The sequence below is a fragment of the Ramlibacter ginsenosidimutans genome (genome assembly GCF_016654015.1).
Classification (GTDB): domain Bacteria; phylum Pseudomonadota; class Gammaproteobacteria; order Burkholderiales; family Burkholderiaceae_C; genus Ramlibacter; species Ramlibacter ginsenosidimutans.
Window position 1 is genome coordinate 300204 of sequence record NZ_JAEPWM010000003.1, and the last position, 25925, is coordinate 326128.

General features: G+C 68.0%; 24 protein-coding genes and 1 tRNA gene. 12 read left to right on the forward strand and 13 right to left on the reverse strand.

Annotated features, from left to right (window positions below; translation table 11 throughout):
* Window positions 1-17 precede the first annotated feature (17 nt).
* Both JJB11_RS10905 and aac(3) read left to right on the forward strand, forming a co-directional pair.
* Window positions 18-992, forward strand: a complete 975-nt coding sequence (locus JJB11_RS10905) for a Bug family tripartite tricarboxylate transporter substrate binding protein (RefSeq protein WP_201170318.1) — start codon at window positions 18-20, stop codon at window positions 990-992.
* Between the two features lie 171 nt (window positions 993-1163).
* Window positions 1164-1973, forward strand: coding sequence for an aminoglycoside 3-N-acetyltransferase (aac(3), locus tag JJB11_RS10910; protein ID WP_201170319.1), 810 nt, complete (start codon window positions 1164-1166; stop codon window positions 1971-1973).
* A gap of 115 nt (window positions 1974-2088) precedes the next feature.
* Here aac(3) and JJB11_RS10915 read toward each other — a convergent pair whose 3' ends face one another.
* Window positions 2089-2649: a pyridoxamine 5'-phosphate oxidase family protein gene (locus JJB11_RS10915; protein WP_201170321.1), complete on the reverse strand. Its 561-nt coding sequence runs from the start codon at window positions 2647-2649 to the stop codon at window positions 2089-2091.
* Between the two features lie 137 nt (window positions 2650-2786).
* On the opposite strand from JJB11_RS10915, the gene JJB11_RS10920 reads away from it, so the two are divergent.
* The 4 genes from JJB11_RS10920 (at window position 2787) to JJB11_RS10935 (ending at window position 6586) form a co-directional block, all read left to right on the forward strand.
* Window positions 2787-3692, forward strand: coding sequence for a LysR substrate-binding domain-containing protein (locus JJB11_RS10920; RefSeq protein WP_201170323.1), 906 nt, complete (start codon window positions 2787-2789; stop codon window positions 3690-3692).
* A 127-nt stretch (window positions 3693-3819) separates the two neighbouring features.
* Window positions 3820-5040: an MFS transporter gene (locus JJB11_RS10925; protein ID WP_201170325.1), complete on the forward strand. Its 1221-nt coding sequence runs from the start codon at window positions 3820-3822 to the stop codon at window positions 5038-5040.
* A 1-nt stretch (window position 5041) separates the two neighbouring features.
* On the forward strand, window positions 5042-5347 hold the full coding sequence (locus JJB11_RS10930; protein ID WP_201170336.1) for a hypothetical protein: 306 nt from the start codon (window positions 5042-5044) through the stop codon (window positions 5345-5347).
* Between the two features lie 168 nt (window positions 5348-5515).
* Window positions 5516-6586 (forward strand): enolase C-terminal domain-like protein, encoded by a 1071-nt coding sequence (locus JJB11_RS10935; protein WP_201170338.1) that lies wholly within the window; start codon window positions 5516-5518, stop codon window positions 6584-6586.
* 79 nt (window positions 6587-6665) lie between these two features.
* On the opposite strand, the gene JJB11_RS10940 is transcribed toward JJB11_RS10935, so the two are convergent.
* Complete coding sequence (locus tag JJB11_RS10940) at window positions 6666-9158, reverse strand: 3-keto-alpha-glucoside-1,2-lyase-like domain-containing protein (protein ID WP_201170347.1); 2493 nt, start codon at window positions 9156-9158, stop codon at window positions 6666-6668.
* Between the two features lie 467 nt (window positions 9159-9625).
* On the opposite strand from JJB11_RS10940, the gene JJB11_RS10945 reads away from it, so the two are divergent.
* Window positions 9626-10195, forward strand: a complete 570-nt coding sequence (locus JJB11_RS10945) for a hypothetical protein (RefSeq protein WP_201170350.1) — start codon at window positions 9626-9628, stop codon at window positions 10193-10195.
* 26 nt (window positions 10196-10221) lie between these two features.
* Here JJB11_RS10945 and JJB11_RS10950 read toward each other — a convergent pair whose 3' ends face one another.
* The gene (locus JJB11_RS10950; protein ID WP_201170352.1) at window positions 10222-10371 is read right to left on the reverse strand and encodes a hypothetical protein; all 150 of its coding nucleotides are present in this window, start codon (window positions 10369-10371) and stop codon (window positions 10222-10224) included.
* 166 nt (window positions 10372-10537) lie between these two features.
* On the opposite strand from JJB11_RS10950, the gene JJB11_RS10955 reads away from it, so the two are divergent.
* The 4 genes from JJB11_RS10955 to JJB11_RS10970 all read left to right on the forward strand — a co-directional run bounded on the left by JJB11_RS10955 (window position 10538) and on the right by JJB11_RS10970 (window position 15289).
* Window positions 10538-11062 (forward strand): spore coat protein U domain-containing protein, encoded by a 525-nt coding sequence (locus JJB11_RS10955; RefSeq protein WP_201170365.1) that lies wholly within the window; start codon window positions 10538-10540, stop codon window positions 11060-11062.
* 145 nt (window positions 11063-11207) lie between these two features.
* On the forward strand, window positions 11208-11864 hold the full coding sequence (locus JJB11_RS10960; RefSeq protein WP_201170368.1) for a fimbria/pilus periplasmic chaperone: 657 nt from the start codon (window positions 11208-11210) through the stop codon (window positions 11862-11864).
* Between the two features lie 132 nt (window positions 11865-11996).
* Window positions 11997-14783, forward strand: a complete 2787-nt coding sequence (locus JJB11_RS10965; RefSeq protein WP_201170379.1) for a fimbria/pilus outer membrane usher protein — start codon at window positions 11997-11999, stop codon at window positions 14781-14783.
* A gap of 11 nt (window positions 14784-14794) precedes the next feature.
* Window positions 14795-15289: a Csu type fimbrial protein gene (locus JJB11_RS10970; protein ID WP_201170382.1), complete on the forward strand. Its 495-nt coding sequence runs from the start codon at window positions 14795-14797 to the stop codon at window positions 15287-15289.
* Between the two features lie 91 nt (window positions 15290-15380).
* Here JJB11_RS10970 and JJB11_RS10975 read toward each other — a convergent pair whose 3' ends face one another.
* The 9 genes from JJB11_RS10975 to JJB11_RS11015 form a co-directional block, all read right to left on the reverse strand.
* Complete coding sequence (locus JJB11_RS10975) at window positions 15381-15782, reverse strand: hypothetical protein (protein WP_201170384.1); 402 nt, start codon at window positions 15780-15782, stop codon at window positions 15381-15383.
* Window positions 15783-16145: 363 nt separating this feature from the next.
* A tRNA-Asn gene (locus tag JJB11_RS10980) sits at window positions 16146-16221 on the reverse strand.
* Window positions 16222-16287: 66 nt separating this feature from the next.
* Window positions 16288-17403, reverse strand: a complete 1116-nt coding sequence (locus tag JJB11_RS10985) for an NAD(P)/FAD-dependent oxidoreductase (RefSeq protein ID WP_201170387.1) — start codon at window positions 17401-17403, stop codon at window positions 16288-16290.
* Between the two features lie 58 nt (window positions 17404-17461).
* Window positions 17462-17791 (reverse strand): ferredoxin FdxA, encoded by a 330-nt coding sequence (gene fdxA / locus JJB11_RS10990; protein ID WP_201170390.1) that lies wholly within the window; start codon window positions 17789-17791, stop codon window positions 17462-17464.
* 94 nt (window positions 17792-17885) lie between these two features.
* The gene (locus tag JJB11_RS10995; RefSeq protein WP_201170401.1) at window positions 17886-19214 is read right to left on the reverse strand and encodes a sulfate adenylyltransferase subunit 1; all 1329 of its coding nucleotides are present in this window, start codon (window positions 19212-19214) and stop codon (window positions 17886-17888) included.
* Window positions 19214-20146 carry a sulfate adenylyltransferase subunit CysD gene (cysD, locus tag JJB11_RS11000; RefSeq protein WP_201170404.1) on the reverse strand — a complete coding sequence of 311 codons (933 nt, stop codon included), beginning with the start codon at window positions 20144-20146 and terminating at the stop codon, window positions 19214-19216. Before cysD ends, JJB11_RS10995 begins: the two co-directional genes overlap by 1 nt.
* Window positions 20143-20868: a phosphoadenylyl-sulfate reductase gene (locus JJB11_RS11005; RefSeq protein WP_201170406.1), complete on the reverse strand. Its 726-nt coding sequence runs from the start codon at window positions 20866-20868 to the stop codon at window positions 20143-20145. The genes cysD and JJB11_RS11005 overlap by 4 nt, the downstream gene beginning before the upstream one ends.
* Before the next feature lies 1 nt (window position 20869).
* Window positions 20870-21259 (reverse strand): DUF934 domain-containing protein, encoded by a 390-nt coding sequence (locus JJB11_RS11010; protein WP_201170416.1) that lies wholly within the window; start codon window positions 21257-21259, stop codon window positions 20870-20872.
* Window positions 21256-23085, reverse strand: a complete 1830-nt coding sequence (locus tag JJB11_RS11015; RefSeq protein ID WP_201170418.1) for a nitrite/sulfite reductase — start codon at window positions 23083-23085, stop codon at window positions 21256-21258. The genes JJB11_RS11010 and JJB11_RS11015 overlap by 4 nt, the downstream gene beginning before the upstream one ends.
* Before the next feature lie 212 nt (window positions 23086-23297).
* Here JJB11_RS11015 and JJB11_RS11020 point away from each other — a divergent pair, with 212 nt between their 5' ends.
* Window positions 23298-24029, forward strand: coding sequence for a response regulator (locus tag JJB11_RS11020; protein ID WP_201170420.1), 732 nt, complete (start codon window positions 23298-23300; stop codon window positions 24027-24029).
* Here JJB11_RS11020 and mnmC read toward each other — a convergent pair.
* Complete coding sequence (mnmC, locus tag JJB11_RS11025; protein WP_201170433.1) at window positions 23998-25839, reverse strand: bifunctional tRNA (5-methylaminomethyl-2-thiouridine)(34)-methyltransferase MnmC2/FAD-dependent 5-carboxymethylaminomethyl-2-thiouridine(34) oxidoreductase MnmC1; 1842 nt, start codon at window positions 25837-25839, stop codon at window positions 23998-24000. The genes JJB11_RS11020 and mnmC overlap by 32 nt on opposite strands.
* Between the last annotated feature and the right edge of the window lie 86 nt (window positions 25840-25925).

Sequence of the window (25925 nt, forward strand, 5' to 3'; positions counted from 1 at the left end):
GTCAACAAGGAGTTCGCATGCTTCCTTCCCTCTCGCGCCGCGGCGCGCTCGCGGCATTGGCCCTCGGGCTTTCCGGCGGGGCCTTCGCGCAGGCGTGGCCCTCCAAGCCGATCCGTCTCGTCATCCCGTTCCCGGCCGGCGGGTCCACGGACATCGTCGGACGATTGATGGGCGAAAAGCTGTCGCAGGGTCTGGGGCAACCGGTCGTGATCGACAACCGAGGCGGTGCGGGCGGCACCACCGGCTCGGACCTCGTCGCCAAGTCCCCTCCGGATGGATACACGATCCTCATGGGCACGAGCAGCACGCATGCGATCGCCGGCAGCCTGTACTCCAAGCTCCCGTACGACCCGGTGCGGGATTTCGCGCCGATCTCGATGATCGGGACGGCGACGATCCTGATGGTGGTCCATCCGTCCGTCCCTGCGAAGAACGTTGCCGAGTTCATCGCGCTGGCGAAGAGCAAGCCGGGCCAGATGATGTTCGGTTCGACCGGCAACGGCAGCATCTCGCACCTGACCGGCGAATACTTCAAGTCGATGGCGGGCGTGGACCTTCAGCACGTCCCCTACAAGGGCGATTCTCCAATGACGATCGACCTCGTCGCCAACCGCGTGCAGGTGGCGTTCGGCACGGCGGTCGCTTTCCTGCCGTACGTGCAGAGCGGCAAGCTCCACGCGCTGGCGGTCACGGACGCCAAGCCTTCCCCGGTCGCGCCGAACCTGCCCACCGTGGCCGCTTCGGGCCTGCCTGGATTCGAGGCGCTCCAATGGTTCGGCCTCTTCGCGCCGGCCGGCACGCCCAAGGACGTGCTCGCGCGGCTGAGCACCGAGACGCACAAGGTGCTGCAAATGCACGACGTGCAGGAAAAGCTGCAAAGCCTGGGCATCCAGATCGCGGGTGGCAGTCCGGACCAGTTCGCCAGTTTCATGCGGTCCGAGTCGATCAAGTGGGGCAAGATCGTGAAGGAGTCGGGCGCAAAGGTGGATTGATTGCGGCAAGCCGCGGCTGTTCACATCGTCGTCCTCCCCCGTCGGTTTTCCACGGGCGGCCTCGGGTAGCTGCAAATTCATGGGGCGCGTGTCGATTCAGCCCGCCCTCGTTCGTCATTGGAGAGGAGAGACTGGACCAGCCCACGCTTTGGTCCGACGCAGACAAGAATCATGCTTTTCAATCCGTTGGATCGAGGTCAACTGGTAACCCAGCTTCATGACATCGGCCTGCACGCGGGCGACCTCGTGATGGTGCACACCTCGTTGCGCGCAATTGGCGCGATCGCAGGCGGTCCGCAGACCTTGCTGGATGCGCTGCTCGAAGTGCTGGGGGCGCATGGCACGCTGGCGGCTTACGTGTCATGGAAACATTCCAGCTACGATGCCACGCTCGACGGGCGCACGCTCTCCGCCCGGGAGCGGGCACGGTGGCCCTTGTTCGACCCATCCGCGGCGGCCCCACACGAGGGCTTCGGTTACTTCAACCAATTCGTCTGCCGTCATCCGGCGGTGCACCGCAGCGCGCATCCCACGGCAAACATCGCGGCGATCGGCTGCCGCGCCGCAGAACTCACAGCCGATCACAGCCTGCTGGACGGATACGCACCGGGGTCGCCCTTGGGTCGCATCGTTGCGGCGCCAGGGCGCGTGCTGATGCTGGGCGCACCGCCTGGCTCCTTGACGGTCCTGCACCTCGCCCAAGCGATCGCGCGCATTCCGGGCAAGCGGCGGGTGCGCTATGAGGTGCCGCTCCTGATCGACGGTGAGCGCTGCTGGCGACAGGCCGAGGAGTTCGACACCAACGGATTGCTGGATCAGTTCGTCGACAACGGCTTCGATGACATTGCCGCCATTGCAACTGACTACGTTCTCGAGGAGCGCGGGCGCCGTGGACGCGTTGGGCGTGCGAACTGCTGGCTGTTCGACGCGCAGGACCTCGTCTCCTTCGGAGTGTCGTGGCTAGAACGTCGGTTCGGATGAGACCCGCGCACGCGCGCGCCAAGGGGTTGGCGCAGTGGGACTGCCACACGCATGCAACCTCACGGCGGGCTGGGCGCTCTGGCACGGGTGGGCGATGCGCTGATCGTCCGCACCGTCAGCCGGTCGGTGGTTCGGCGCGTGGCGTGCGTGTGTTGTCGCTCGCTGGCCAGCGCTCGGGCAGGGCGGGCAACACGGTTTCCTTCCCGGTGATGCGGTCCAGTGCCATTGCAAACACCGTCACCTCACCCAGCCGGGGATAGAACCCGCGCGGCCGGCCGGCGTCGACCGGGTGGTAGCGCTGCATGAAGGTGTCGAAGAAGGCGGACTTGTCGGCCTCGCCGTCGATGACGCGCACGCGCCCGAATGCGATCACGCTGCGGTAGGCGATGCCCGTGTCGCAGGCGAATCTCCCGTAAGCGAAGACTTCACCGGGCTCGTCGATCTCGAAGCAGGCACGATCGTTCTGCGCGAGGTTGCGCCGCAGGTGGCCGGTCGCCGCCGATGTGTGGAACCAGATCTCGCCCGCGCGCCACACGAACAGCAGCGGGCACACATAGGGCTCGCCGTCGGGCGCCACGGTGGCCAGCCGACCGCACCAGCCGGCACGCAGCATCTCGAAGCTGCGCTCGCGCGTGACTTGCTTGTCGGCGCGACGCATCCTGGGGAACTCGCTCATGCGGACCTCCTGCCCGTCATTGTGCCGGCAGCAGGCGGATGGTGCCCGGAACTCTGCGCCCTGCCACATTCCGGGACGGCATGCGAGACCGGCGAAGCGCTGGAATAATCGGCCGTCTTCCCGCATGAGGTGCAAGGATGTCTGTTCCCCTGGTGAGGATGCCTTCGCTGGACCTGGTGAAGGGTTTCGTGGCCGTCGGCCGTCGCATGAGCATCACGCAGGCGGCCGATGACCTGTGCGTCACGCAGTCGGCCATCAGCAAGCAGGTGCGCGCGCTCGAAGAGGCGCTCGGCATGCGCCTGCTGGAGCGCGGCCATCGCAGCGTGTCGTTCACGCAGGAGGGGCTGCGGCTGTTCCGCAGCGCCAACGCCTCGTTGCAGCAGTTGCAGGACGTGTTCGCGCAGCTCACCGCGGCGGGCAAGCGGCCGGTGACGGTCACCACCAGCACCGGCGTCGCCGGCTTGTGGCTGCTGCCGCGGCTCGGCCAGTTCCAGCAGCGCCACCCGCAGGTGGACGTGCGCGTGGCCGCCAGCAATGCCATCGTGGATCTCGCGGCCAACGACATCGACCTCGCGATCCGCTACTGCACGGAGCGGCAGGCGCCGCGGGACGCCGTGAGGCTGTTCGGCGACACCGTGGCGCCGGTCGCCAGTCCCACGCTGCGTATCCGCGGCCCGCTCACCGGGCAGGTGCTGCGCCGGCACGTGCTGCTGGAGTTCGACGATGCCCGCCGCCCGTGGCTGCAATGGGGCGACTGGCTGTCCGCGCGCGGGCTGGCCGTCACGCACGCCCGCGGCGTGCTGCGCTTCAACCAGTACGAGCAGATGATCCAGGCCTGCGTCGCCGGGCAGGGCCTGGCGCTCGGGCGGCTGGAGTTGATCGGCCCGATGCTGGCCGATGCGCGTCTGGCGCTGCTGCAGCGCGACGCCATTCCGGGACCGGACAGCGGCTACGGCTGCTGGCTGCTGCGCGCTGACGCGGCGCCGCGGCCGGAGGTGCAGCAACTCGCGGACTGGATCCTGCGCGAGGCGCAGGCCGCCTGAACATCCCGCGCCTGCGCGGCGGAATGCCGTCGATGGAGCGGCCGGAATGCGAGCGTGGACCAGATGTCAGGCCAGCGGGGCGCGCGCGCTGCTACCTTGGGGGCAGGTCGTTCCTGGAGTCCTGCAAGTGCGCCCCTCATCCCGCATCGCGCCCGCGCTGCTCGCCACGCTGGCCGCAGCCAGCCTCGTGTCCCTGCTGTCCTTCGGCGTGCGCTCGGCCTTCGGGCTGTTCACCGATCCGCTCACGCGCGAACTGCACCTCTCGCGCGAGGTCTACGCCATCGCCATCGCACTGCAGAACCTGGCCTGGGGCGTGGCGCAGCCGGTCGCCGGATGGGTGGCGGACCGGCATGGCGCGCGGCGCGTGATCCTGGGCGGCGCGCTGCTCTATGCGCTGGGCCTGCTCGTGATGGCCTTGGCCACGAGCGCATGGCAGGTGACGCTGGGCGCCGGGGTGCTGGCCGGCCTCGGCATGGGCGGCGCCTCGTACATCACGGTCCTGGCGGCACTGGGCCGCGCCATGCCGGCGGAGCACCGCTCCTGGGCGCTGGGCATCGGCACCGCGGCGGGGTCGCTCGGCCAGTTCGTGATGGTGCCGCTGGCGCAGGCGGCGATCGCATCGGCCGGCTGGCGCACCGGGGCGTGGCTGCTCGTCGCGGCGATGCTGGTCGTGCTCGTCGCAGGTGCGCTGGTGCGCGGCGACCGCGCTGCCGCGGAGCAGGGTGGCGGCAGCGACAGCGCGCTGGCGGTCTTGCGCACCGCGCTGCGGCATCCGAGCTACGTGCTGCTGGTCCTGGGGTTCTTCGTTTGCGGCTTCCAGCTGGCTTTCATCACGGTGCACTTTCCGGCGTGGCTAGCCGATCACGGGCTGGGCGGCAACGTGGCGTCCTGGGGCATCGCCATGGTAGGGCTGTTCAACGTGGTGGGCGCGTACGGCGCCGGCGTCTGGGGCGGCCACGCCAGCCGCAAGAACCTGCTCGCCGGCCTGTACCTGGCGCGCGGCCTGTCCATCCTGCTGCTGATCACGCTGCCGCTGTCGGGCGGCACGGTGCTGCTGTTCGGCGCGAGCATGGGGCTGCTATGGCTGTCGACGGTGCCGCTCACGTCGGGGCTCGTCGCATTGTTCTTCGGCACCCGCTACATGGCCATGCTGTTCGGCGTGGTCTTCTTCAGCCACCAGGTCGGGTCCTTCCTGGGCGTGTACCTCGGCGGCTGGATGTACGAGCGCACGGGTTCGTACGAGCTGGTGTGGTGGTGCTGCATCGGGCTGTCGCTGTTCGCGGCGCTGGTGAACCTGCCGATCCGCGAGCGCGCGTCCCAGCCGTTCGCGCGGCTGCTGGCGCTGTGAGATGCTGAAGCACCTCGTCGCCGTGCTCGTGCTGTTGGCCACGCTCGGCGCCGGCGCGTTCGCAGGCGATGCGCTGCGAGCTCGCGATACGGGGCCGGGGATCGTGTGGGTCCTGCCGCGCGGCACCGATGGCCGGGCGCTGGGCCGTCTGCTGGCCGGCCCGGACCTGCGGCTGCTGGATGTCCGCGCCGGGGGGCACCTGCTGGTGCTGGCGGTTCCTTCGCTGGCGCAGGCACGCTGGCGCGCGGACGCGGCGTGGCTCACCTGGCGGGCGCCGCCTGCCTGGGGGCTGGCGGGCTGCGGATGATGCCTTGACCGGCACGCACGTCAGCGCGTCCGGAAACCATGCTGTCAGCACCCCGAAAACAAGCCAGCGACCATTCAGAATACCGGGCATTTCCAGAGCAACTGTCCTCCGCTGGAAGGTGACCGACAAGTCATTCCTCTTGCCGACGGCCTCGCCACATAGGATCGTATGAAAATTACCTCGTTCGAAGTCCGCTGCGTCAATGTCGAGATGGCCCCGCACCGTACCGCATCGGGTGTGATCACGGTGTCACCCCTCGTGCTGCTTACGCTTGGGACGGACGCCGGCGTCAAGGGCCACAGCATGACGTTCACCTACACCAGCGCGGCGCTGAAACCAACGGCGGACTTGATCAAGAACCTGGAGTCGCTGGTGATCGGCCAGGAGTTGGCCCCGGGCGCACAGACGGATTCGCTGGCAGCGCGCTTCAGGCTGCTTGGCACGCAAGGGCTCGTCGGCATGGCGCTCGCAGGGATCGACATGGCCTTGTGGGACGCCTTTGCGCGGGCGCACGCACTGCCGCTAGTCGCGCTGCTTGGCGGGGCTCCGAGGCCCATCCCTGCGTACGGCGGCGTGGGATACGACGGGGTCGACGGATCTGCGCGTGCGGCAGAGGCGTGGGCGAGAGCAGGGCTTCGGGGCGTCAAGGCCAAGATCGGCTATGCGACGCTCCAGGAGGACCTCGCAGTGGTGCGCGCGATCAAGGCCGCGGTGGGGCCGGGTGTGGCAGTGATGGTCGATTACAACCAGAGCCTCACCCCCACCGAGGCGGCCCGGCGGCTCCGAGCGCTCGACGCCGAGGGGCTCGAATGGATCGAGGAGCCGGTGCTCGCGCACGACTATGCCGCGCTGGCATCGCTAGCGTCCACACTCGACACGCCGCTGCAGGCCGGCGAGAACTGGTGGGGGCCGCTCGATTTCCGGCATGCCTTCGAGTCGGGTGTTCGGGACCATTGCATGCCCGACGTCATGAAAGTGGGCGGCGTGACTGGGTGGATGCGCGTGGCGTCGATGAGCCAGGCGCTCGGAGTGCCGGTGTCGAATCACCTGTGGCCCGAGATCAGCGCGCAGTTGCTCATGGCCACGCCTACAGCCGCCTGGCTGGAATACGCGGACTGGTGGAACCCGATCTTGCTTCGGCCGTTGGAACTGAAAGACGGGCAAGCCCGGGTGGCCGATGACACTGTCGGGACCGGCGTTGAATTCGACGACGCGGCGGTTGCGAAGTACGCGGCGTGATGAAGATGGCGCAGGGAAGGCATGGCTGCTCCCCGAAAGGCGCAGCTGACTGCGCCTTGTCCTCTCATTCGGCCGATGTCTAAGGGCGCCTGGTCCGGATCGGCGAGCCTCCAGAAGGCGTCGGTGTTATCGGAGGCACCGGCTGCGTTGCGTCTCCCGGGATGGCCTGCACGGGGATCTTCGCGCCGGCGCTCGGTTGCACCTTGAGCGGCTGGATCGTGGCGGGCTTGAGGTCCTTCACGCGAATCCGGGCGAACTGCACCTTCGAGCCGCCGTGGTGAGCCTGCAGGCCGATGAAGCCCCGCGGCGACCGGCTGGCGTTCACCAGCTGGCTGACCTGCTGGCCATCCAGGCGGACGGTGATGCGAGCACCGATCGCCTCGATCTCGTAGGTGTGCCATTGCTGGATGCTCGGCAACGAACCGGAAGCAGGGGCCAGCCCGTAGATGGCGCCGGTGCGATGGTAGGGGTCGCCCTGCGAGTTGGTCTGCGGGTTGAAACCCGTGTTGTCGATCTGTACTTCGTAGCCTTGCTGAACCGGAATGTCGGGGTTGCCCGCGGGATCCGGAAAACGGAGGAAGACGCCGGAGTTGTCGGTCGGTGAAGAGAGGCGGAAGTCCACGCGCAGCACGAAGTCCTCGAACTGCTGGCGTGAATACCAGAGGATCCCCGGGCCGCCATCGACCTCGATGATGTTGCCTCCGAGCTCGATGAAGCGTCCCGTGCCAACTTGCTGCCAGCCGACCAGGCCGCCGGTTCCAAGCGCCACGAAATCTGTCTCGGGGACGAGCGACTTGCGCTGGATCGCGCGCGCGGTGCGCCGCGCCAGAGTCAACGCAGTGAGCGATGGATTGGCGGACCCGAGAGTCGGGAACAGCGCGGGTCCGGCGACATAAGTGTTGCTCACGTGATGGAACTTGCCATCGAGGTCCGTCACCGACTTTGCGGGATCAGTCCCCATCCACAGCGTGCCTGCTTCGTGGTGGGTGGTGCCCAGGCCATCGCGCTGTTGTCCGAGGACCTGGATCAACGAGGGATCGTCGTTGGCGAGCTTGTGCGCGAGAGCCAGCGCCGCGTCGTCCATGGCCTGCCAGAGGCGTTTCTCGGCGTTGCCCGCAACCAGGTTCACCCAGGCGCGCTGCAACTGCTCCGCCGGCATCGGGCTGAATGGGGGCAGCGGCTCCGCCTGATCGCTCAGATCCACCCAGCTGGGCGGGGCTCCCGTCACCTTCGGCTTGGTCGGATCGCGATCCCCCTGCATCTCGCCGATACCGCGCAGCGTGATCACGATCCAGTCTTCGCGCTGGCCTTGCAGCATGCGATCGAGCAGGTCGATGTCCGGGACGGCCTGCCACATCGTATCTTCCGAGCCGCCGCGCACCGCGGCCGCCGTGACCTGCAGGTGATAGCGGCCATCCGGCGTGGAGCCGCGCACGAGCAGCGCTGCGGCCTGCAGGGGATCGGTGAGCGCGAGCCCCAGCGCCGATCGGTGGATGCGCACCGTGGTGTTCGTGCGCAAGTGGGCCATCAGGTTGCGTCCCATTAGAGGGGTGGGGAAAGATGCGAGTGCCAGGCGTGTCGCTTCGATGGTGCCGGTGGCAAGCACCACGGCGCATTGCGGCGGGATGGCGAGGAAGCGCTGCTGGTCACCTTCCCAGGCTTCTATGCCGGTCACGGCGGACCCGGTCATTAGCAGGCGCGCCACGTGCACGCGCGGCACGAAGAACAGTCGTCGCTGCCAATTGGAATCCGGCCCGCCCACTGCCATTGCGCGACCTGCGTCCTCGCGCACCGCGTCCACGAAAATCGGCGCGCTGCTCCACTTGTCGAAACTGAACAGACCGGACGCGGGCGGCGCCGCCTGCACGGCGAGAGGCGCATCCTCGATCGCATCGAGGGTCGGCACTGCGCCGCGCACCGCTTCCATCCTGGCGCGCAGCTTCGCCTCGAGTTCCTGGGAGATGTAATCGCCCGAGGGAACCACGCCGGTCTCGCGCTCCGTGCGGCAATACTCGTCGCTGGGCTGTGCTCCCGGGACGGGATTCGGATCGCAAGCCACGCCTGCGGGATTCTGCAGCTGATCACGGATCTCCTGCGGCCACTGCTGGAGGTCCGTCGGCGTGAGGCGCGGCGACCAGCCACCCCAGAAAAGCGAGCGGCCGCCGAGGCAATACGCGAGGCCGGGGAATGCCACCTTGCTGCGCCAGGGCATGCCCCACACGCGTTCGCGCGTGCCGGGGTCGTCGGCATTGGAGGACACGGGGACCGCACCGGCCGCATTCAGGCCGATGCGCGACAGGTTCTGCACATGCTCGGTCACGAGCAGCGGGCCGGCATCCAGCACCAGCACACGCTGGTTCGCGTTCCGGTACAGCTTCTCCGCGCAGTAAGCACCGAACATCCCGGCACCGATAACGACGGCATCGAATGCTACGCCGCCATTGTTGGTGGCCTCGTCCCATGTGCTGCACACATACCGACCGACGACGTCGGTGGTGAACCGGGTGTCCTGCACCTCGACGCGGTCGCTGGAGTTGGAGGTGGAGATCAGGCGAGGCAGGTTGGTCGGCATGTGGCGCTCCTTGGCTCTTGCAGCAACTTCCGTGAAAGACGCTCGCTTCAAATCAACATAGCAGAGCGTTCGCACGGGATCAATGGCGCGTGAGCGGGAGGCGTAACGCGCTGTGCGCGAGCTCAAGTGCAGTGGAGCGACCGCAGGGGCGCCGTCCTGTAGCGTTGATCACCTGCGCTCGCTTGCGGCATGACGCCGCGTCCCCGACCTCCATACAGGAGGAGCGCATCGACAAGCAGTTCACTGAAGTAGAACCACGGCATTAAGGCGCGCGACCTATCCGCCCGCTTTCCTTTGACTTAGTTCCGGGCATCCGTTCAGCGGTCCAATTGAGCCCTTATGCCGGCGGCGTGCACCGCATCGCCGCCGCTTTGCGACATCCCCAGGGTTCACATAAGAGGCGCCATGCGCCCGCACAACGCTTGCCACGCGCCAGGCAGGAATCTGAGAGAGAGAGAGAGAAGAGCATGGGACTGATTGCGCGTCTCCTTGGCAGGAAGGAGAAGGATGATGATCGTGATGATGCCGAACGCGGCGTGTCGAGTCTGCAGGCGGCCACGCGTGATCGCACCAGGCGTGAGTTGATTGCCATGGCCCTGCGGGATACGCTGAAGAAGCATGGCCTCGTCGACGGCTGCATTACCTTGGACGCTCTGCCTGGCTTCACGTCCACAAGACACCGCGGCATGCACATCCAACTGGTGTTCCGGGACTGGCAGCCGAGCCTGTTGGCCTATGTGGTGGCACTGGAATCGGCGGTGAAGGGCAGGCTGAACCGCCTGGATCCCCTGTCGCCCTCCTGGATCACCGGGGTGTCGTGGCGCTTCGAGCCGCGAGACCGAACGGTCTGGCCGAGACTTCCGGTTCCTGGCGAAACGAGCGTCAGTATCACGGCGGCGCGCCACGCGGGCTCTCTTCAGTCGGCGGACACCCAGAAGAAGCTGCTGAAATCAGGCGACGACGCGTTCATGCCGACGGCCCATGGCCAGCTCGTCGCCGCCCCGGATTTCAGCCCGACGCTGCCCATGCGCGGATAGCGGGCGCGCCAACGCGCCGCGCCCTGTCACGGCTTTATCAGGCCTTTGTCCTTCGAGGGCGGCATGAGCGTCCTTTCGCAATGCACACGCGCCGTTTCGGTGTCGCGCGCCTTGATCCAACGCGACTCACCGGTCCAAATTGCAACCAGCCGCCAGCCCTCCAGTGTCAGTTCCATTTGCGGAAATGCTTCTGCTACGCATTTCGGCCACATGACGTAAAGAAACCACTAGTCGCGCCGTGGGCCTCCGATGGCCCACTCCTTTGCGGCACCCGAATGGTGTGCGCGTGTTCGCCAGAAACGGTGCCCACTTAACCCAATTGAATCCAGTACGAGGACAAGCATGAAGACCAAGTTCAACAAGTTCGCCGCCGCGTTCGCCGCCGCCCTGCTGTCGCTGAGCGCCTTCGCCACCGACAGCGGCTCCGGCACGATGGGAGTGACGGCCTCCATCGCCGACGAGTGCTCGGTCGGCAACACCGCGACGCTCGATTTCGGCCAGCTGACCATGCTGAACAACGGCGCTCCCTCCAGTGCCGCAAGCAATTCCGTCTCCGGCGGCACGTTCGATGCCATCTGCACCTCCGGAACCACCACTCCGAAACTGAAATTCTCGTCTGCCAACACGAGCGGATCCGACTTCCGCCTGGTGGGCGCCGACGGCACCACCTACATCGTGTACACGCTGGCCGAATCCGGGGGCACCGCGATCGCCTACGACACACCGGCTTCGTTCACGGGCTTCAGCGCTGACGGCTCCACCAAGAGTCTGGCCATCAAGGGCTCCGTTGCCTCGAGCGAGAAGTCCGGCAAGGCGAAGCAGGCGTACAGCGACACGATCACGATCACCAGCACCTACGGCATCTAAGAAAAGCGGCGAGGGAACCATGAAGTGCATGCCATCGCTGAGTGCCGGGTGCAGGGGGCGCACTTCGTGGTTCGCGCGGTGCGCAGTGCTCGTGTTTGCCTTGTGCGGTGCAGCCGCGGCACCGGCTCAGGCGCTCATCAGCCCCGTGCTCGTGGAGTTCGGACCGAAGCAGAAGATCGCCACGGTCCGGATCACCCTCAGCGACCAGGCCATCAAGCCCATGCGCTTGCAGGCGCAGTTGCTGCAATGGCGTCAGGATCTGCACGGTGCGCCTGTGACGAAACCAAGCGAGGAGCTGATCGTCACGCCGCGCATTGCCGAACTCAAGCCCGGGCAGCAGCAGGTGCTGCGGCTTGCGCTGCGCGGCTCCTTGCCCGCGGAAACCGAGCGGGCTTATCGCCTGGTGCTCGAAGACATCGCGCAGCCGTCGTCGATGGACGTGGGCGGCGGCGCCGCCATCAACTTCCGCATGGCCTATGACCTTCCGGTCATGGTGGCTCCTCGCGGGACGATCGTCAGTGCGCTGCGCTGGCGCGACTGCCCGGCGGACGCGGCACCACGCGCCTCCAAGGGGGTGTGCGTGCGTATCGCGAACGCGGGTAACCGTCGGGTGAAAGTGCAGTCCGTGACCGTCAGCGGGGACGGCTGGCAGCAGGCCCTCAACCTGAAGGAAGCCGACGCTGTGTTGGCGGGTGCCGAGCGCGAGTGGGTTGTGCCCGCGACCGCTATGGGCCCGGTGCGAGGGGTCGAAGTGCGAACAGCCACAGGCCAGGTGCTGCGAGCAGATCCGGCTGGCGGTTGACCCGTCGTGCCGTCATTCCTCACTTACGCCGCTCCTTGAATCAGCGCTGGCTTTGGCGGCGGCGCGTCTGGACCCTTTCGAACCTTGACCAGGGCCCGCCCGTTCTTGCCCCGCTGCCTGCGACCACACGGCGTGCTGGTCGCGACGATTGCGATCACGGCGGCTGCCTGTGCTGCCGCGGCCACGCCGGTGACCGTCAAACTGGTGCAGGAGTCCGGCGGCACGGTGCAGCTTCGCATCGACGTTGCCGCGAGCCAGGAACCTGTCCTGGCCTGGAGCGGCACGGCTGGACCGGGCCCGTACCGGCTCGCGCTGATCTGGTCCGACAGTTCGCTGCACCTGAGCGCGCCGATGCCGGCACTGCCGCACGCGCCCTCCGGGCCGTTGCAATCGATCGCGCTGCGCACCGTGGGAACGAGCGACCGGCTGGAGGTGCTGGTACGCGAGCCGGTGTATCCGAAGTTACGTCGCATCGGCACTACCTGGGTGTTGGACCTCGAGCCCGCTCCGGCGTTGACCGTGCCCGCGCCGACGAATCCAAATCCCCAGGCCACACCGGGCTCCGTATTCCCATCGACGCAGCCTGGCGCGCCTGCGCCACAGTCCGCCGCGAACCTTCTGCCGCAGTCCAGCACACCTGCGGCCGGCGGAACGCAGTCCGAGCACCTCCTGGTGGACCTGACGGTCAACGGGCTGCGCCAGGCGGACATTGCCCATGCGGAGCAGTTGCCTGATGGCCGCGTGCTGGTGGCCAGCGACAACTGGCAGGCTACGCGGCTCGTGGCGCCTGGTGCACCGGTGTCCATGTCGGACGGGACGCCCGCGTTCGTGCTGGACGCGGTGCCGGGGCTGCATTACCGGGTGGACAAGCAGCGAATGAGCATCGATGTGGAGGCGCCGGCCAGTGCCTTCATGGCGTCCACCATGGACACGACGCAGGCACTGGCCGCCGCGCCGCCACGGCCACCGGTGGGTGCGCTGCTCAATTACGACGTCACTGCTACGCGTCCCGCACGTGCTCCGTCGACCGCAGGCGCCACGCTCGAGGCGGTCGGCTTCGGCCCTTTCGGCAGCGCCGTCACGTCCGCTCTGGCCAGCGACGACGGCCAGCAACGCAGGTTGACGCGTCTGGACAGCTACTGGCAGTACGACATGCCCGGATCGATGCAGACCCTGGTGCTCGGAGACACCGTCGGCGTCGCAGGCGGATGGAGCCGGCCCGTGCGGTACGGCGGATTGCGCTGGGGCCGCGACTTCGGCCTGCGTCCGGGCTTCGTGACCATGCCGCTGCCGTCGGTGTCGGGCCAGGCGGCGCTTCCGTCCACCGTGGATCTGTTGGTCAACGACTCGCGCAGACTCAGCCAGTCCGTGCGCCCAGGCCCCTTCGACCTGACCAACGTACCGGTGATCAACGGAGCCGGCGAGCTCAACCTGGTCGTGACCGATCTGCTGGGACGCCAGACCGTGATCCGGCAGAGCTACTACGCCTCACCGCGCCTGTTGGCTCCAGGCCTGAGCGATTTCTCTCTCGAAGCAGGCCGGATGCGCACAGGCTATGGAGTGGACAGCCGGTATGGCCAGGCGTTCGGGGCCGGGACGCTGCGGCGCGGCCTGACGCCGCGGCTGACGGGCGAAGGCAGGCTGGAACTGCAGGGAGATCGCCAGGCCGGAGGCCTTGAAGTCGCCGGTCTGCCCGGAACCTGGGGAGTGGCTCGGCTCGCGACCGCGGCTTCCCGCGACCACATCCAGGCAAGCGCGGAGCAGGGCGCTCTGGTGCAGTTCGGATTCGAGCGCAGCACGCCCCTGGGCGGCGGAGCCATCCAGTACGAATACGCGACGCGCGGCTTCGCTCCGTTTGGCGAATCGCGCGACCCAACTGCGCCCGCGAGCCGCACGCGCGAACAGCTGCTCGCCACGCTCGGTGGGCGCCTGTGGGGGCCGCTCAACGGGGGCGTGAGCTATGTGCGCCGGGTGCAATGGGACGGCGAGCGCACCACTTCCCTGGGCCTGTCGCTGAACGTCCCCGTGGGACAAGTGGGCACGGTCACGATTGCGGCCGCTCGCAGGCTGGACGACAGCCACGCCTGGAGCGGCAGCATCAATCTGAGCGTGCCACTCGGCACCGACCGTTACGCCGGCGCGCGCGTGGAGCGCCAGGAAGACGGACAAACCACGGCTAGCGTACTCGCCGTGCGGAATGCCCCTGCGGGACCCGGTGTGGGATGGAACGTGGAGTCGTCGACCGATGCACGCCAGCGCGCGCGCGGCGGCCTGCAATACAACACCAACCACGGCGATGTGACAGCGGACGTGGTGGCCGATGCAAACGCACGGGTGAGCACCCGTGCCAGCGTGCGCGGCACCTTGGGAATGATGGCGGGTGTGCCCTTCGCCTCGCGGCCGGTGGGGCAGGGCAGTTTCGCTGTAGTCCGGCTCGACGGGATGCCGCGAGTTCCGATCAAGCGCAGCAACCAGGTGGTAGCGACCACCGACGAACGGGGGCTCGCCTTCGTGCCTGGGCTCGTTCCATGGAACAGCAACGCGATCGAAGTCGACCCGGCAGACCTGCCACTGGACGCCGAGGTCCAGGACGTGAGGCAAGAGGTGGTCCCGTATGCGCGCAGCGGCGCGCTGGTCCATTTCGACATTCATCGCACCCGGCAGGCGCTGCTTGTGCTGCACCGGCGGGACGGCCAGCCCGTGCCGGTTGGCACCCGTGTGAAGTTGCTTCCGGCCAACGCTGAGTTCGAGGCGGGTTTGCGCGGCGAAGTGTGGCTCACAGACATCGCCGCCGATCAGCAGCGTGTCCATGTGAGCTGGCCGGGCGGCGGTTGCACGCTCGATCTGCACGTGCCGCGAAGCGCCAATGGCGAGCCAGTCACGCTGGGGCCGCTCGTGTGCGACGCGGCAGCGCAGTGAAAGGAAAACGCATGTTTCGAGCAATCCGAGTCACCGCAGTCGCCTTGCACGCGCTGCTCGTTGCAACGGCCAGCACCGCAGGCGCCTGCAGCGTCAGCGCCACCTCGATGGCTTTTGGCCCGTACGAACCGCTGACATTTGCCGGCAAGCTCGCATCCGCCGATCGCACGGCGGACGCGACCGTTTCAGTCGTGTGCACCGCGATTTCCAGCGGCGGCAGCTATACCATCACCCTGGGTCCCAGCTCGCAGGGCAACAGCATCATTCCGCGCTATCTCACGCATGACGCGGGCGGACCGGGTATGGCGTTCAACGTGTACCTCGATGGCGCCTACAGCATGGTGTGGGGTGATGGTTTCACTGGCGCGGTGATCAGCGGAACCATCCCGGGCGGCGACAGCACGAGCAGCCACACCGTCTTCGGCAAGGTCCCCGCCGGCCAGGGCTCATTGCAGGCCGGGAGCTATTCCGGCTCCCTGACCATGACCGTCACATACAACCCATGAAGCAGCCGGCGATGACAGAGCACGGCACCTCCCGAGAAGCCCGCGCCTGCCAGGCAGGTGCACCCGCACCGGCACGATCCTTCCGTGCGGCTCATTCGTCCCGCAGCCACCGGATCGCTTCGGCTTCGATGGTGAACACCCGCAGGCTGAGGCGCAACTTCCTGGCGACGCCTTCCGACAAGCCCGACCTGGTGCCACTGGCGACCAGCGATGCCACCTTGGTGAGGTGACCGAGACGGCGCGCAGCATGCTCGCCTACCAGCAACTGCTCGGTCATTCCTGGCGGCGCGATGACAGCGGACAGATCCGCCAGCAAGCGGATGCCGGGCCGGCGCACCGTCATGTGATGCAGTTCGTCGATGGCGGCAAGCAGCCAGCGCAGGTCGGCTGTCGCTGGGCAGGAGACCCTCAGGAACCCGGCCGCATCGGCAGTGATCGTGAGCCGCCCTCGATGCGAGGGGCCCACTTCTGTGTCGGGTCGCCACACGTCCATGCCCTCCCTCCTCCGTGGTGGGCCATTTTCCTCCGCCGGCGGCCGGAGCCAAGGAAGTTTGGCACCCCGAGTGTGCGTACGCCACAGGGCGGCCATCCGCCTCAAAGACGCGCTGGCTTCGCGGGCCTTTCTGTACGCCTGGAAGGCTGCTGTCGCGCCAGCGCAGTGGCTCGGCAGCTTCCTTCGTGGCGCGCTCGCCAGAGGTGACGCCGCCTTGTCTACCCCGCTGAGCCGCTCCGCGCTGTCCGGAGAGCCTGGGGTGGTGACTACATGGTGGCTACATGGCCCCAAGAAGTGCCAGGGCAAAAGAAAAGGACTTAGTCGAGTTCATCGACCAAGTCCTTTTCAGGCTTCGGTTGTTGGTGGCTCCCCGACCTGGGCTCGAACCAGGGACCTACGGATTAACAGTCCGGCGCTCTACCGACTGAGCTATCGGGGAACAAGCCTGCGATTATAGCTTGGCTTTTTCGGCTCGACGGCCGCGCTGCCGCGCTTCAGGAAATCGTCAGTCGAAGACCGGCGTCTCCACGCCCAGCACCTTGTGCAGTTTCGGGCTGGTGGTGGTGTACTGCAGGTGGATCTTGCCCTTCTCGGGGAAGATGATGGGGGCAGCGCCGAAGGCCGCCAGCGCGCACTCGTGGAAGCCGGAGAGGATGAGCTTCTTCTTGCCCGGGTAGGTGTTGATGTCGCCCACCGCGAAGATGCCCGGCACGTTGGTCGAGAACTTCTCGGTGTCCACCTTCAGCTGCTTGCGCTCGATGTCCAGGCCCCAGTCGGCGATCGGTCCCAGCTTCGGAGACAGGCCGAAGAACACCAGCACTGTGTCGGTCGGCACGACGCGCGTCACGCCGTCGGAGCCGGTGACCTTCGCACCCGTGAGCTTGCCGTCCTTCTCCTCGTAGCCGGTCACCTGGCCAACCACGAACTGCATCTCCATCTGCTCGCACAGCTCGTGCATGCGCGCCACCGAGGCGGGCGCGGCGCGGAAGCCGTCGCGACGATGCAGCAGGATCACGCTTTCCGCCTTGTGCGGGTTGCCGTCCGCGTTGCCGCCGCAGAAGTTCAGCGACCAGTCCAGCGCGGAGTCGCCGCCACCGACGACCAGCAGGTTCTTGCCCGCGAAGTCCGCCGGGTTCTTCACGCGGTAGAAGAGCTGCGAGCCTTCGAACTTGTCCAGGCCTTCCACCTTCAGAGTGCGCGGCTCGAAGGCCCCGACGCCGGCGGCGATGAAGATGGTCTTGGTGAGGAAGCGCGTGCCCTTGGAGGTCTCGACGAAGAAGCGCCCGTCGTCCTGCTTCTGCACCACGGACACGGTCTGGCCCAGGTGGAAGGTCGCACCGAAGGGCTCGATCTGCTTCAGCAGGGCGTCCGTGAGCTCCTTGCCCGTGCAGACCGGGACGGCCGGGATGTCGTAGATCGGCTTGTCCGGATACAGCTCGATCGGCTGGCCGCCGGGATAAGCAAGCGAGTCGATGACGTGCGCCTTGATCTCCAGCAGTCCCAGCTCGAAGACCTGGAACAGGCCCACGGGACCCGCACCGACGATGACCGCGTCGGTCTCGATCGGGCCGTCATGGGCGGCGGCGGTCTTCATCACTTCTTCGTTCAGTTGTGGTTCCATGCGAATACTTGCTTGAGCGCTTCCCCTTGCCGCGCGAGAGCGCCGGGGCGGGAGCGCGTTACTTCACCAGCTCGGACAGCTTGTCCGGCTTGTCCTTCCATTCCTCGGCGTCCGGCAGGGCCGGCTTGCGCTTGGTGATGCTCTTCCAGCCGGACGCGTGCGACAGCTCCACGTTCAGCTTGATGAAGGCGACCTGGTTCGCGGGCACGTCCTCTTCCGCGTAGATCGCGTTGACCGGGCATTCGGGGATGCATACCGCGCAGTCGATGCACTCGTCCGGGTCGATCACGAGCATGTTCGGGCCCTCGCGGAAGCAGTCCACCGGGCACACGTCGACGCAGTCGGTGTACTTGCAGCGGATACATTGTTCGGTGACGACGTGGGTCATTGCTGTGCGGGGCTGGGGGAAAACCGACTATTTTATTTGGTTTTGGATGCACCTATCCCCGTGAGGCCCTCAGGTCGCGGGTCTTTGCTCCAGGTCAACGAACCAGCACCGCCCCCGAGGTCTTGTGCGTGGCCGTGTCCACCAGCACCAGCGCACCCAGCGCGCGCGACCGCGCATGAGGCAGGGTCGCCAGGGACTCCTGCAGCGCGAGTTCCACGTGCCCGATCGCGTTGGGCTCCAGGTGGTCGGCATCCTGTTCGGCCAGCGTGTTCACGTCCAGCTTGTGCACGATGCGCTGCACCTTCGCCTTGACCCAGCGGTGCCCGTGCAGAGCCCAGTACACGCGGCCGGCCACCAGCGGCTCGTCGTCGAGCCAGGCGACCGTGGCCGACACGTTCCGGGACGGCGCGAAGGCGCCCGGCGCCAGCAACCAGTCGCCGCGCGATATATCGACTTCGCGGTCCAGGACGATCCCGGCGCTGTGGCGCGCCGGGACGCTCGTCGGCTGGCGCGCGTGATCGAGGACCTGGACCACCTTCGCGACCTGCCCGCCGGGCAGGATGGTGACCTGCTGGCCCGGCTGCACGAGTCCCGTGGCGACGCGGCCCCAGAACACGCGGCGGCCCTGGGAGGTGTCGGAGGACGAAGAGAACTTCTCCACCCATTGCACGGGGAAGGAGAAGGCCTCGTCGGTTTCCGCCGGCGTGACGTCCAGTTGCTCCAGCAGAGACAGCAGCGAGGGGCCGCTGTAGCCGCACCAGCCGGCACGGGCGTCCACGACGTTCCAGCCTTCCAGCGCCGAAACGGGGACGATGCCGCGCGCTTGCACGCCGGCGGCCCGCGTGAACTGCTCCAGGGCACCGCGGATGTTGGCGAAGGCGACGGTGGCGTCCTCCACGGCGTCGAGCTTGTTCACCGCGAACACGATCGCGGGCACGCGCAGCAGGTTGGCCAGCAGCGTGTGGCGGCGCGTCTGCGGCAGCAGTTCGAGGCCGGGGTTCTGCCACTTCAGCTTGGTGGCGTCGACCAGCACCACGGCGGCGTCCGCGCTGGACGCGGCGGTCACCATGTTGCGCGTGTACTGCTCGTGGCCCGGTGCGTCGCCGATGATGAACTTGCGCGCCGGCGTCGTGAAATAGCGGTACGCGACGTCGATGGTGATGCCTTGCTCGCGCTCGGCGGACAGTCCGTCGGTCAGCAGCGCCAGGTCGGTCGCGCCCGAGCGCGAGACGGAGGCGAGCTGGTCCTGCAGGACGGCGCGGCTGTCCACCAGCAGGCGGCCGATCAGGGTGCTCTTGCCGTCGTCGACCGACCCGCAGGTGATGAAGCGCAGCGCCGCTGCGTGGTCACCGTGGGGCGAACCAGCCGGCTCGCCGCCCGTGCGGCCGCCGATCGCGGCGTTCGTGATGTTGCCGGCATCCATCAGAAATATCCGTCCTTCTTGCGCTTCTCCATGGAAGCATCCGATGTCTTGTCGTCCATGCGCGTAGCGCCGCGCTCGCTCACGTCCACCAGCAGGGTCTCGGCCACCACTTCGCTCGCATTGGAAGCGGGGCTCGCCACCGGGCAGGTGCAGGTGATGTCGCCGACGGTGCGGAAGCGCACCGTGCGGTTCACCACCTGTTCGCCCTCGCGCGGCGGCGTCAGTTCGGTCACCGGGACCAGCAGGCCGCGGCGTTCCACCACCGGGCGCTGGTGCGCGTAATACAGCGAGGGCAGGGCGATCTCTTCGCGCTCGATGTACTGCCAGACGTCCAGCTCGGTCCAGTTCGAGATCGGGAACACGCGGAAGTGCTCACCGGGCGCGAGCCGCGTGTTGAACAGCGTCCACAGCTCCGGGCGTTGCGCCTTGGGCTGCCACTGGCCGAAGCTGTCGCGGTGCGAAAAGATGCGCTCCTTGGCGCGCGCCTTCTCCTCGTCGCGGCGTGCGCCGCCGATCAGCGCGTCGAAGCGGAACTCCTCGATCGCCTCCAGCAGCGTGACGGACTGGTGCGCATTGCGGCTCTCGTCCGGCCGCGCCAGGCGCACGGTGCCGCGCTTCATGGAGTCCTCGACACTGCGCACGATCAGCTCGGCGCCCAGCTGCTTCGCCCGCAGGTCACGGAACTGCGTCACCTCGGGAAAGTTGTGGCCCGTGTCGATCATCAGCAGCGGGTAGGGAATGCGTCCGGCGCCGAAGGCCTTCTCGGCGCACTTCAGCAGCACCAGCGAGTCCTTGCCGCCGGAGAACAGCAGCGTCGGCCGTTCGAAGGCCCCGGCCACTTCGCGCAGGACGAAGATCGCTTCTTCCTCGAGCGCGTCGAGGTGGCGGTTGCTGATGCGGGACAGCAGTTGCGGTTCGGTGCGGGCGTTCATGCGGCAGCCTTTTCTTCGTTCTTCACGTGCAGGCCGCATTCCTTTGCGGCTTCCTGCTCCCACCACCAGCGCCCTGCGCGGAAGTCCTCGCCCAGGCTGATCGCGCGCGTGCACGGCGCGCAGCCGATGCTGGGGAAGAACTGGTCGTGCAGCGGGTTGTAGTCGACGTCGTTGGCCTGGATGTAGTGCCAGACGTCGCCCCAGCTCCAGTTCGCCAGGGGATTGATCTTGGCGCGCGCCTCGGAGGTGTCGACCTGCGGCACCTCGGCGCGTGCGTTCGACTGTTCGCGGCGCAGCCCCGTGATCCAGGCCTTCTGGCCGGCGAGGGCGCGCTCGAGCGGCTCCATCTTGCGGATGCCGCAGCAGGCCTTGCGCAGCTCGATGCTGCGGTACATCGCGTCCTTGCCCTCGCGGCCTACGAACTGGATGACCGACTCCTGCACCGGCCGATAGACCTCCACCGGCGCCCGCGAGCCGGACCGCGTGCGGTCCAGCAGGTCCAGCGTTTCCTGGTGCAGCGCGCCGGTCTCCAGCACGAACACGGGGATGTCCAGCTCCAGGCTGTTGATCAGGTGCGTGATGACCACGTCTTCGGCGCCGAGGCTCGAGGCCTGCTTCAGCGGCGCGAAGCTGGAGGCCGCCTGGATCAGCAGCTTCTGCGTGGCGGCGAGCTTGTCCTCGTAGTCCTGCGAGGCCCGCGCGTGCAATGCGATCGCGCCCATCTCAGGACCTCGCGAACAGCGGCTCTCGCACGACGGCGTCGGCCTGGTAGAAGTCGGCGAAGCGGGCGAACTGCCGGTCGGCCTCCGCCGGATCCTTGCCTTCCTTGAGCACCGCGCTGGAGAAGCCGGTGCGCTGCATCTGCACGAGCTGGTCGATCAGCACGTCGCCGGTGGCGCGAATGTCGCCCCTGAACTTGCGGCGGCGGCGCAGCAGGTAGGCCTGGCTGTAGGCACGTCCATCGGTGAACTTGGGGAACTGCAGCTCGATGCGGTCCACGCCGTCCAGGGCGAGCTCCGCCACGTCGGCGTCGTTCGCCACCACCAGCACGTTCACGTTCGCCTCGGGCTGGAGTTCGCCGGGCTGCAGGATCTCGATCAGTCGGCGGGTCATGCCGTTTCCCTTTCCACGAAGCGGGCGGCGTTGGCGGCGGCCTTGAACGGGTCGTGGCCGACGCGGCGCAGGGTGGCGATGAAGGTCTCGGACTTGCCGTCGCCGGCGGGCTGGCGCAGCTGGCGGTAGGTGTCGATCAAGGCCTCGATCACGCCGGGCACTTCCTCCTTGGCGAACGACGGGCCGACGATCTTGCCGGGCGTGGCGGGACCGGACAGGTCGGAGCCGTTGGAGCCGCCCAGCGTGATCTGGTACCACTCCTTGCCGTCCTTGTCGACGCCGAGGATGCCGATGTGGCCGGCGTGGTGGTGGCCGCAGGAGTTGATGCAACCCGAGAAGTTCAGGTCGATGTCGCCGATGTCGTATTCCTCGTCCAGGTCCTGGAAGCGCTCGGTGATGGCCTCGGCGATCGGCAGCGAACGTGCATTCGCCAGCGAGCAGAAGTCGCCGCCCGGGCAGGCGATCATGTCGGTGATCAGGCCGATGTTCGGGCGCGCGAGGCCCAGCTTGCGGGCGGCGGCCCACAGCTCCGGCAGGTCGTCCTGGTGCACCCAGGGCAGCAGCAGGTTCTGCTGGTGCGTCACGCGGGCTTCGCCGGCGGAGAAGCGCTCGGCCAGTTCGGCGCAGGCGTCGAACTGGTCCGCCGTGCAGTCGCCCGGGTTCTGGCCCAGGCGCTTGAAGGAGAGCACCACCGCGCGCAGTTCGGGGTTGCGGTGCGGCAGCACGTTGCGCTGCAGCCAGCGGTCGTACAGCGGGTCGGCTTCGGCGTCGGCGCGGATGATCTCGTGCACATGGGCGGCGGCGGGGTCGCGGCGCTGCCGCTTCAGCTCCGGAGCGACGAACTGGGCCGCGACCCGGTCCAGCTCTTCCTGCTTGATCGTGTGCGGCGCGCCGTCGATCTCGACGATCTGGCGGAATTCCTCTTCGACCTTGTCGATGTAGCGCTGGCCCTCGGACTTCACGAGGATCTTGATGCGCGCCTTCCAGACGTTGTCGCGGCGGCCGTACTGGTTGTAGACGCGGATGCAGGCCTCGAGATAGCTCAGGAGGTGCTGCCAGGGCAGGAACTCGCGCACCACCGTCCCGATGATCGGCGTGCGGCCCATGCCGCCGCCGACGAGCACCTTGAAGCCCAGTTCGCCGGCTTCGTTGCGCAGCGCCTGCAGGCTGATGTCGTACCAGCCCAACGCCGCGCGGTCTTCCTGCGCACCATTGAGCGCAATCTTGAACTTGCGCGGCAGGAAGACGAATTCGGGGTGCAGCGCCGCCCACTGGCGGATGATTTCGGCGAACGGCCGCGGATCGGCGATCTCGTCGACCGCGATGCCGGCGAGCGCCTCGGTGGTGATGTTGCGGATCGCGTTGCCGCTGGTCTGGATGCCGTGCATGTTGGCGCTGGCCAGCAGTTCCATCACGTCGGCGGCCTTCGTGATCGGGATCCAGTTGAACTGCACGTTCGTGCGCGTCGTGAAGTGGCCGTAGCCGTAGTTCAGCTTGGTGACGACCTGGCGATCGGTGCCGGGCACGGGCACGGGCCCCAGCGCGAGCTGCTTCTGCTGCGCTTCCTGCAGCAGCGCGGGCTCGGGCCGGTCGTATTCGCGCGCCACCTTGCCCAGGGTGCGCAACTGCGTGCTGGAGAGCTCGCCATAGGGCACGGAGATGCGGGCCATGGGCGCGTAGCGCTGGATGTACCAGCCGTTCTGCAGGCGCAGCGGCCGCAGCTCTTCGTCGCTGAGCGTGCCCTCCTGCCAGCGCTGCAGCTGGTCGCGGAACTGGGCGGCGCGGGCGCGGACGAACTGGCGGTCGAATTCTGAGTATTGATACATGGAGCGGAACGTGGTGCCCCCAGGGAAGGGAGGCGAAGCCGGGACTTTAGGGAGGGTCCCTTCCGATCCAAACTATTTTTTAGTCCGGCGCTTATGCGGATAAGCTTATGCACGAGGCGCCAAGCGCCTTTCCGGCCGGTAAGCGCTGCCCGCCGGATAACGAGCTGCAGGGGTGGGGCGGCCCGGGTGGACCGGGCCTTCGACGGGAGTCCATGGCACAGAGGATCTACATCAAGGTCGTCGGTTTCTCCGACGAGGAGCGGCACGCGCTGAACACGGTGTTCCGGCTTTCAGAGCAGTGCCGGACCATGTACCAGCTGTGGACGCCCCAGGCCGCCGAGCCGCCACGCGTCGCGCTGCTGGACGGGCAGAGCTGGGAAGCCCGCGTGGAAGCCGAGTCCCGCTCGCCTCGCGACCTGCGCCTGCTCTGGGTGGGCGCCCATGCGCCGGCGAGTATCTGGCGCAGCTTCGAGCGGCCGATCGCCTGGCACGAGGTCATCGGCAGCCTGGACCTCGTTTTCGAACCCCAGCCACTCGACCTCGACCCCGACGGGCCGGACTCGATCATGTCGCACAAGCAGGCGCTGATCGTCAGCGCCGATAGGGCTGAACGCCTCTACTTGCGCGCGCGGCTCGCGCTGGCGCGGCTCACGCTCGCCGACGAAGCGGAAACCGCCACCGAAGCGGTGCAACTCGCGCGCGGCAAGCAATACGACCTGGCGCTCGTCGACGCGGCCGTGCACGACATGGACGCGTGGGCGCTGGTGTCGCACCTGCGCGGCGGCCGCTGGCCGATCCCCCATCTCGCGTTGACCAAAGCCGCACGCTCCGTGCCGGACCGGCTGCGGGCGTGGCGCGGCCGCACCGCCTTGCTGGCGCACCCGCCCGATCCGGAACGGCTGGACGCGTGGCTCAGCCGGATCGAGCTGGGGCCAGCCGGCTGACGTCCAGCGCGTGCGCCAGCCGTGCCTCGATCGGCAAGGGTTCGCGGTGCAGCCGCGCCGCGATCAGTTCCGCGCAGAGAGCGGCAAAGCTCAGTCCGCGTGAACCCATGGCGGTGCTGACCCACAAGCCCGGTTCCACTTCGCCCACTAGCGGGCGGCGATCGCTCGCGGCGCAGCGCACGCCTGCCCAGTGGCGCAGCTGCCCGCGCCCAGCCGCTGCCTGGAGCACCGCGCCCGCTTGCGGCAGCATTTCGGCGACGCGCTGCACGTTGGCTGCGTCGTCTTCGTCGCGCGGCGTCGCGTCGGTGTCGCCGCGACCATAGGTCGATCCGGTGATCCAGGCGCCGCGGTCCACCAGCGGCACGCGCGGCAGGAAGTGGCCGTGCCCGTTGACCGGGAAGGGCGGCAGCGAGGACGCGTCCTCCTCTTCGAGCGGCGCCCAGCTCACCTGCCCGCGGACGGCATGCACTTGCCCGGCCCAGGGCAGCAGCGGCGCGCTTCCCAATGCAGCCGCCACCACCACCAGCGGTGCCTGCGCCAGGGTCGCACCCTGGGCGTCCTGCACCAACCAGTGCCCGTCCCCGCGCGCGATGCGCGCCACCGCGGACGATCCCTGGAACTGCACGCCGCTCGTGCGCAACCAGCTGCGCACGAGCGCCGCAGGGACGATCCACGCCGCCTGCTCGTGCCACCACGCGGCCTGTTCCGACGCCAGGCCGGCAGTGCGTTGCTGCGCCGGCGTGGCTGCGCGCGTCCATGGCGCCAGCGCTTCGTCTGCGGGCGGCGAGCGCAGGTCGTCGCCTCGCCATTCCAGGACGCCCGTGGCTTGCCACTCGAGACCGGCAGCCAGGCGCTGCCGTGCCTCCTGCAAGGTCGTGCGCACGCCGGCACGGGACAGCCGGGAGAGCAGGTTGTCATCCGGCGATTGATGCGCCGCCAGCAGCCCGACGGGCAGCGCGGACGCGCCCGCTGCCGGAGCGCGCGCGGCATCGAGCACGCGCACCATCCAGCCGCGGCGCGCGAGGCTCGCGGCGACCGCGGCGCCGGAGAGCCCGGCACCGATCACGACGGCGTGCGAGGGCTGCGGCCGGACCGCATCGTCGCGGCCCTTCGCTTCCCAGGGCGGGTCGTAGCGGCCGGCCAGGCATTCGCGCTTGGGCGGCAGGCCGGGGCGCTTGGCCAGCTGCCAGCCGCAGGCGTGGAGGTCGCGCCGCAACTGGCCGGCGACCGTCCAGGTCGCGAGTTGGGCGCCGTGGCGGCTCAGTCGCGTGACGGCCTTCAGCGTGTGCAGGTCCCACATGGCCGGATTGCGCGCCGGGTCGAAGCCATCCAGAAACACCGCGTCGGCGTGGAACTGCTGTTCGCGCAGCATCGCATGCACGTCGCCCACGCACAGCGTCAGCAGCACGTGGCCTTGCTCGAAGGACAAGCGATGCACGCCCGGCGTCAGCCCCAGCCACTGCGCGGCGAGGGCTTCGGCCAGCGGCTGCAGGGCAGGGTAGCTGGCCACCCCGCGCAGCAAGTCCTCGGCCGCGACCGGCCAGGCTTCGACGGAAGCGAAGTGCAGCAGCGCCGGGCGCTGGGGGTCGCTGCGCCAGGCATGCCAGCAGGCGAGGAAGTTCAGGCCCAGGCCGAAGCCGGTCTCCAGCACACGCCATTGCGGCTGCCCGGCCCAACCCTCGGGAAGTCCGCAGCCTTCCAGGAACACGTGCTGCGCCTGTGCCAGGCCGCCGGTGGCGGAGCGGTAGATGTCGTCGAAGCGCGGACTGCGCGGCGTGCCGTCGTCGTCCCAGGCGACGGCTTCGCTCATTCCTTCGTGGCGGGTGTTAGCGTTACGCCGTCGGCGGGACGCAGCCCGCGGCAGTGTCTGCGCCACCGCCGAAAAAGTGGTTCTGG

What these genes read in the sequence shown, in the direction of transcription:
- JJB11_RS10905 (WP_201170318.1), top strand. Translation starts at nt 18, where the DNA reads ATGCTTCCTTCCCTCTCGCGCCGCGGCGCGCTCGCGGCATTGGCCCTC.
- JJB11_RS10915 (WP_201170321.1), bottom strand. Translation starts at nt 2,649, where the DNA reads ATGAGCGAGTTCCCCAGGATGCGTCGCGCCGACAAGCAAGTCACGCGC.
- JJB11_RS10920 (WP_201170323.1), top strand. Translation starts at nt 2,787, where the DNA reads ATGTCTGTTCCCCTGGTGAGGATGCCTTCGCTGGACCTGGTGAAGGGT.
- JJB11_RS10930 (WP_201170336.1), top strand. Translation starts at nt 5,042, where the DNA reads ATGCTGAAGCACCTCGTCGCCGTGCTCGTGCTGTTGGCCACGCTCGGC.
- JJB11_RS10935 (WP_201170338.1), top strand. Translation starts at nt 5,516, where the DNA reads ATGAAAATTACCTCGTTCGAAGTCCGCTGCGTCAATGTCGAGATGGCC.
- JJB11_RS10940 (WP_201170347.1), bottom strand. Translation starts at nt 9,158, where the DNA reads ATGCCGACCAACCTGCCTCGCCTGATCTCCACCTCCAACTCCAGCGAC.
- JJB11_RS10945 (WP_201170350.1), top strand. Translation starts at nt 9,626, where the DNA reads ATGGGACTGATTGCGCGTCTCCTTGGCAGGAAGGAGAAGGATGATGAT.
- JJB11_RS10950 (WP_201170352.1), bottom strand. Translation starts at nt 10,371, where the DNA reads ATGGAACTGACACTGGAGGGCTGGCGGCTGGTTGCAATTTGGACCGGT.
- JJB11_RS10955 (WP_201170365.1), top strand. Translation starts at nt 10,538, where the DNA reads ATGAAGACCAAGTTCAACAAGTTCGCCGCCGCGTTCGCCGCCGCCCTG.
- JJB11_RS10970 (WP_201170382.1), top strand. Translation starts at nt 14,795, where the DNA reads ATGTTTCGAGCAATCCGAGTCACCGCAGTCGCCTTGCACGCGCTGCTC.
- JJB11_RS10975 (WP_201170384.1), bottom strand. Translation starts at nt 15,782, where the DNA reads ATGGACGTGTGGCGACCCGACACAGAAGTGGGCCCCTCGCATCGAGGG.
- JJB11_RS10985 (WP_201170387.1), bottom strand. Translation starts at nt 17,403, where the DNA reads ATGGAACCACAACTGAACGAAGAAGTGATGAAGACCGCCGCCGCCCAT.
- fdxA (WP_201170390.1), bottom strand. Translation starts at nt 17,791, where the DNA reads ATGACCCACGTCGTCACCGAACAATGTATCCGCTGCAAGTACACCGAC.
- JJB11_RS10995 (WP_201170401.1), bottom strand. Translation starts at nt 19,214, where the DNA reads ATGGATGCCGGCAACATCACGAACGCCGCGATCGGCGGCCGCACGGGC.
- cysD (WP_201170404.1), bottom strand. Translation starts at nt 20,146, where the DNA reads ATGAACGCCCGCACCGAACCGCAACTGCTGTCCCGCATCAGCAACCGC.
- JJB11_RS11005 (WP_201170406.1), bottom strand. Translation starts at nt 20,868, where the DNA reads ATGGGCGCGATCGCATTGCACGCGCGGGCCTCGCAGGACTACGAGGAC.
- JJB11_RS11010 (WP_201170416.1), bottom strand. Translation starts at nt 21,259, where the DNA reads ATGACCCGCCGACTGATCGAGATCCTGCAGCCCGGCGAACTCCAGCCC.
- JJB11_RS11015 (WP_201170418.1), bottom strand. Translation starts at nt 23,085, where the DNA reads ATGTATCAATACTCAGAATTCGACCGCCAGTTCGTCCGCGCCCGCGCC.
- JJB11_RS11020 (WP_201170420.1), top strand. Translation starts at nt 23,298, where the DNA reads ATGGCACAGAGGATCTACATCAAGGTCGTCGGTTTCTCCGACGAGGAG.
- mnmC (WP_201170433.1), bottom strand. Translation starts at nt 25,839, where the DNA reads ATGAGCGAAGCCGTCGCCTGGGACGACGACGGCACGCCGCGCAGTCCG.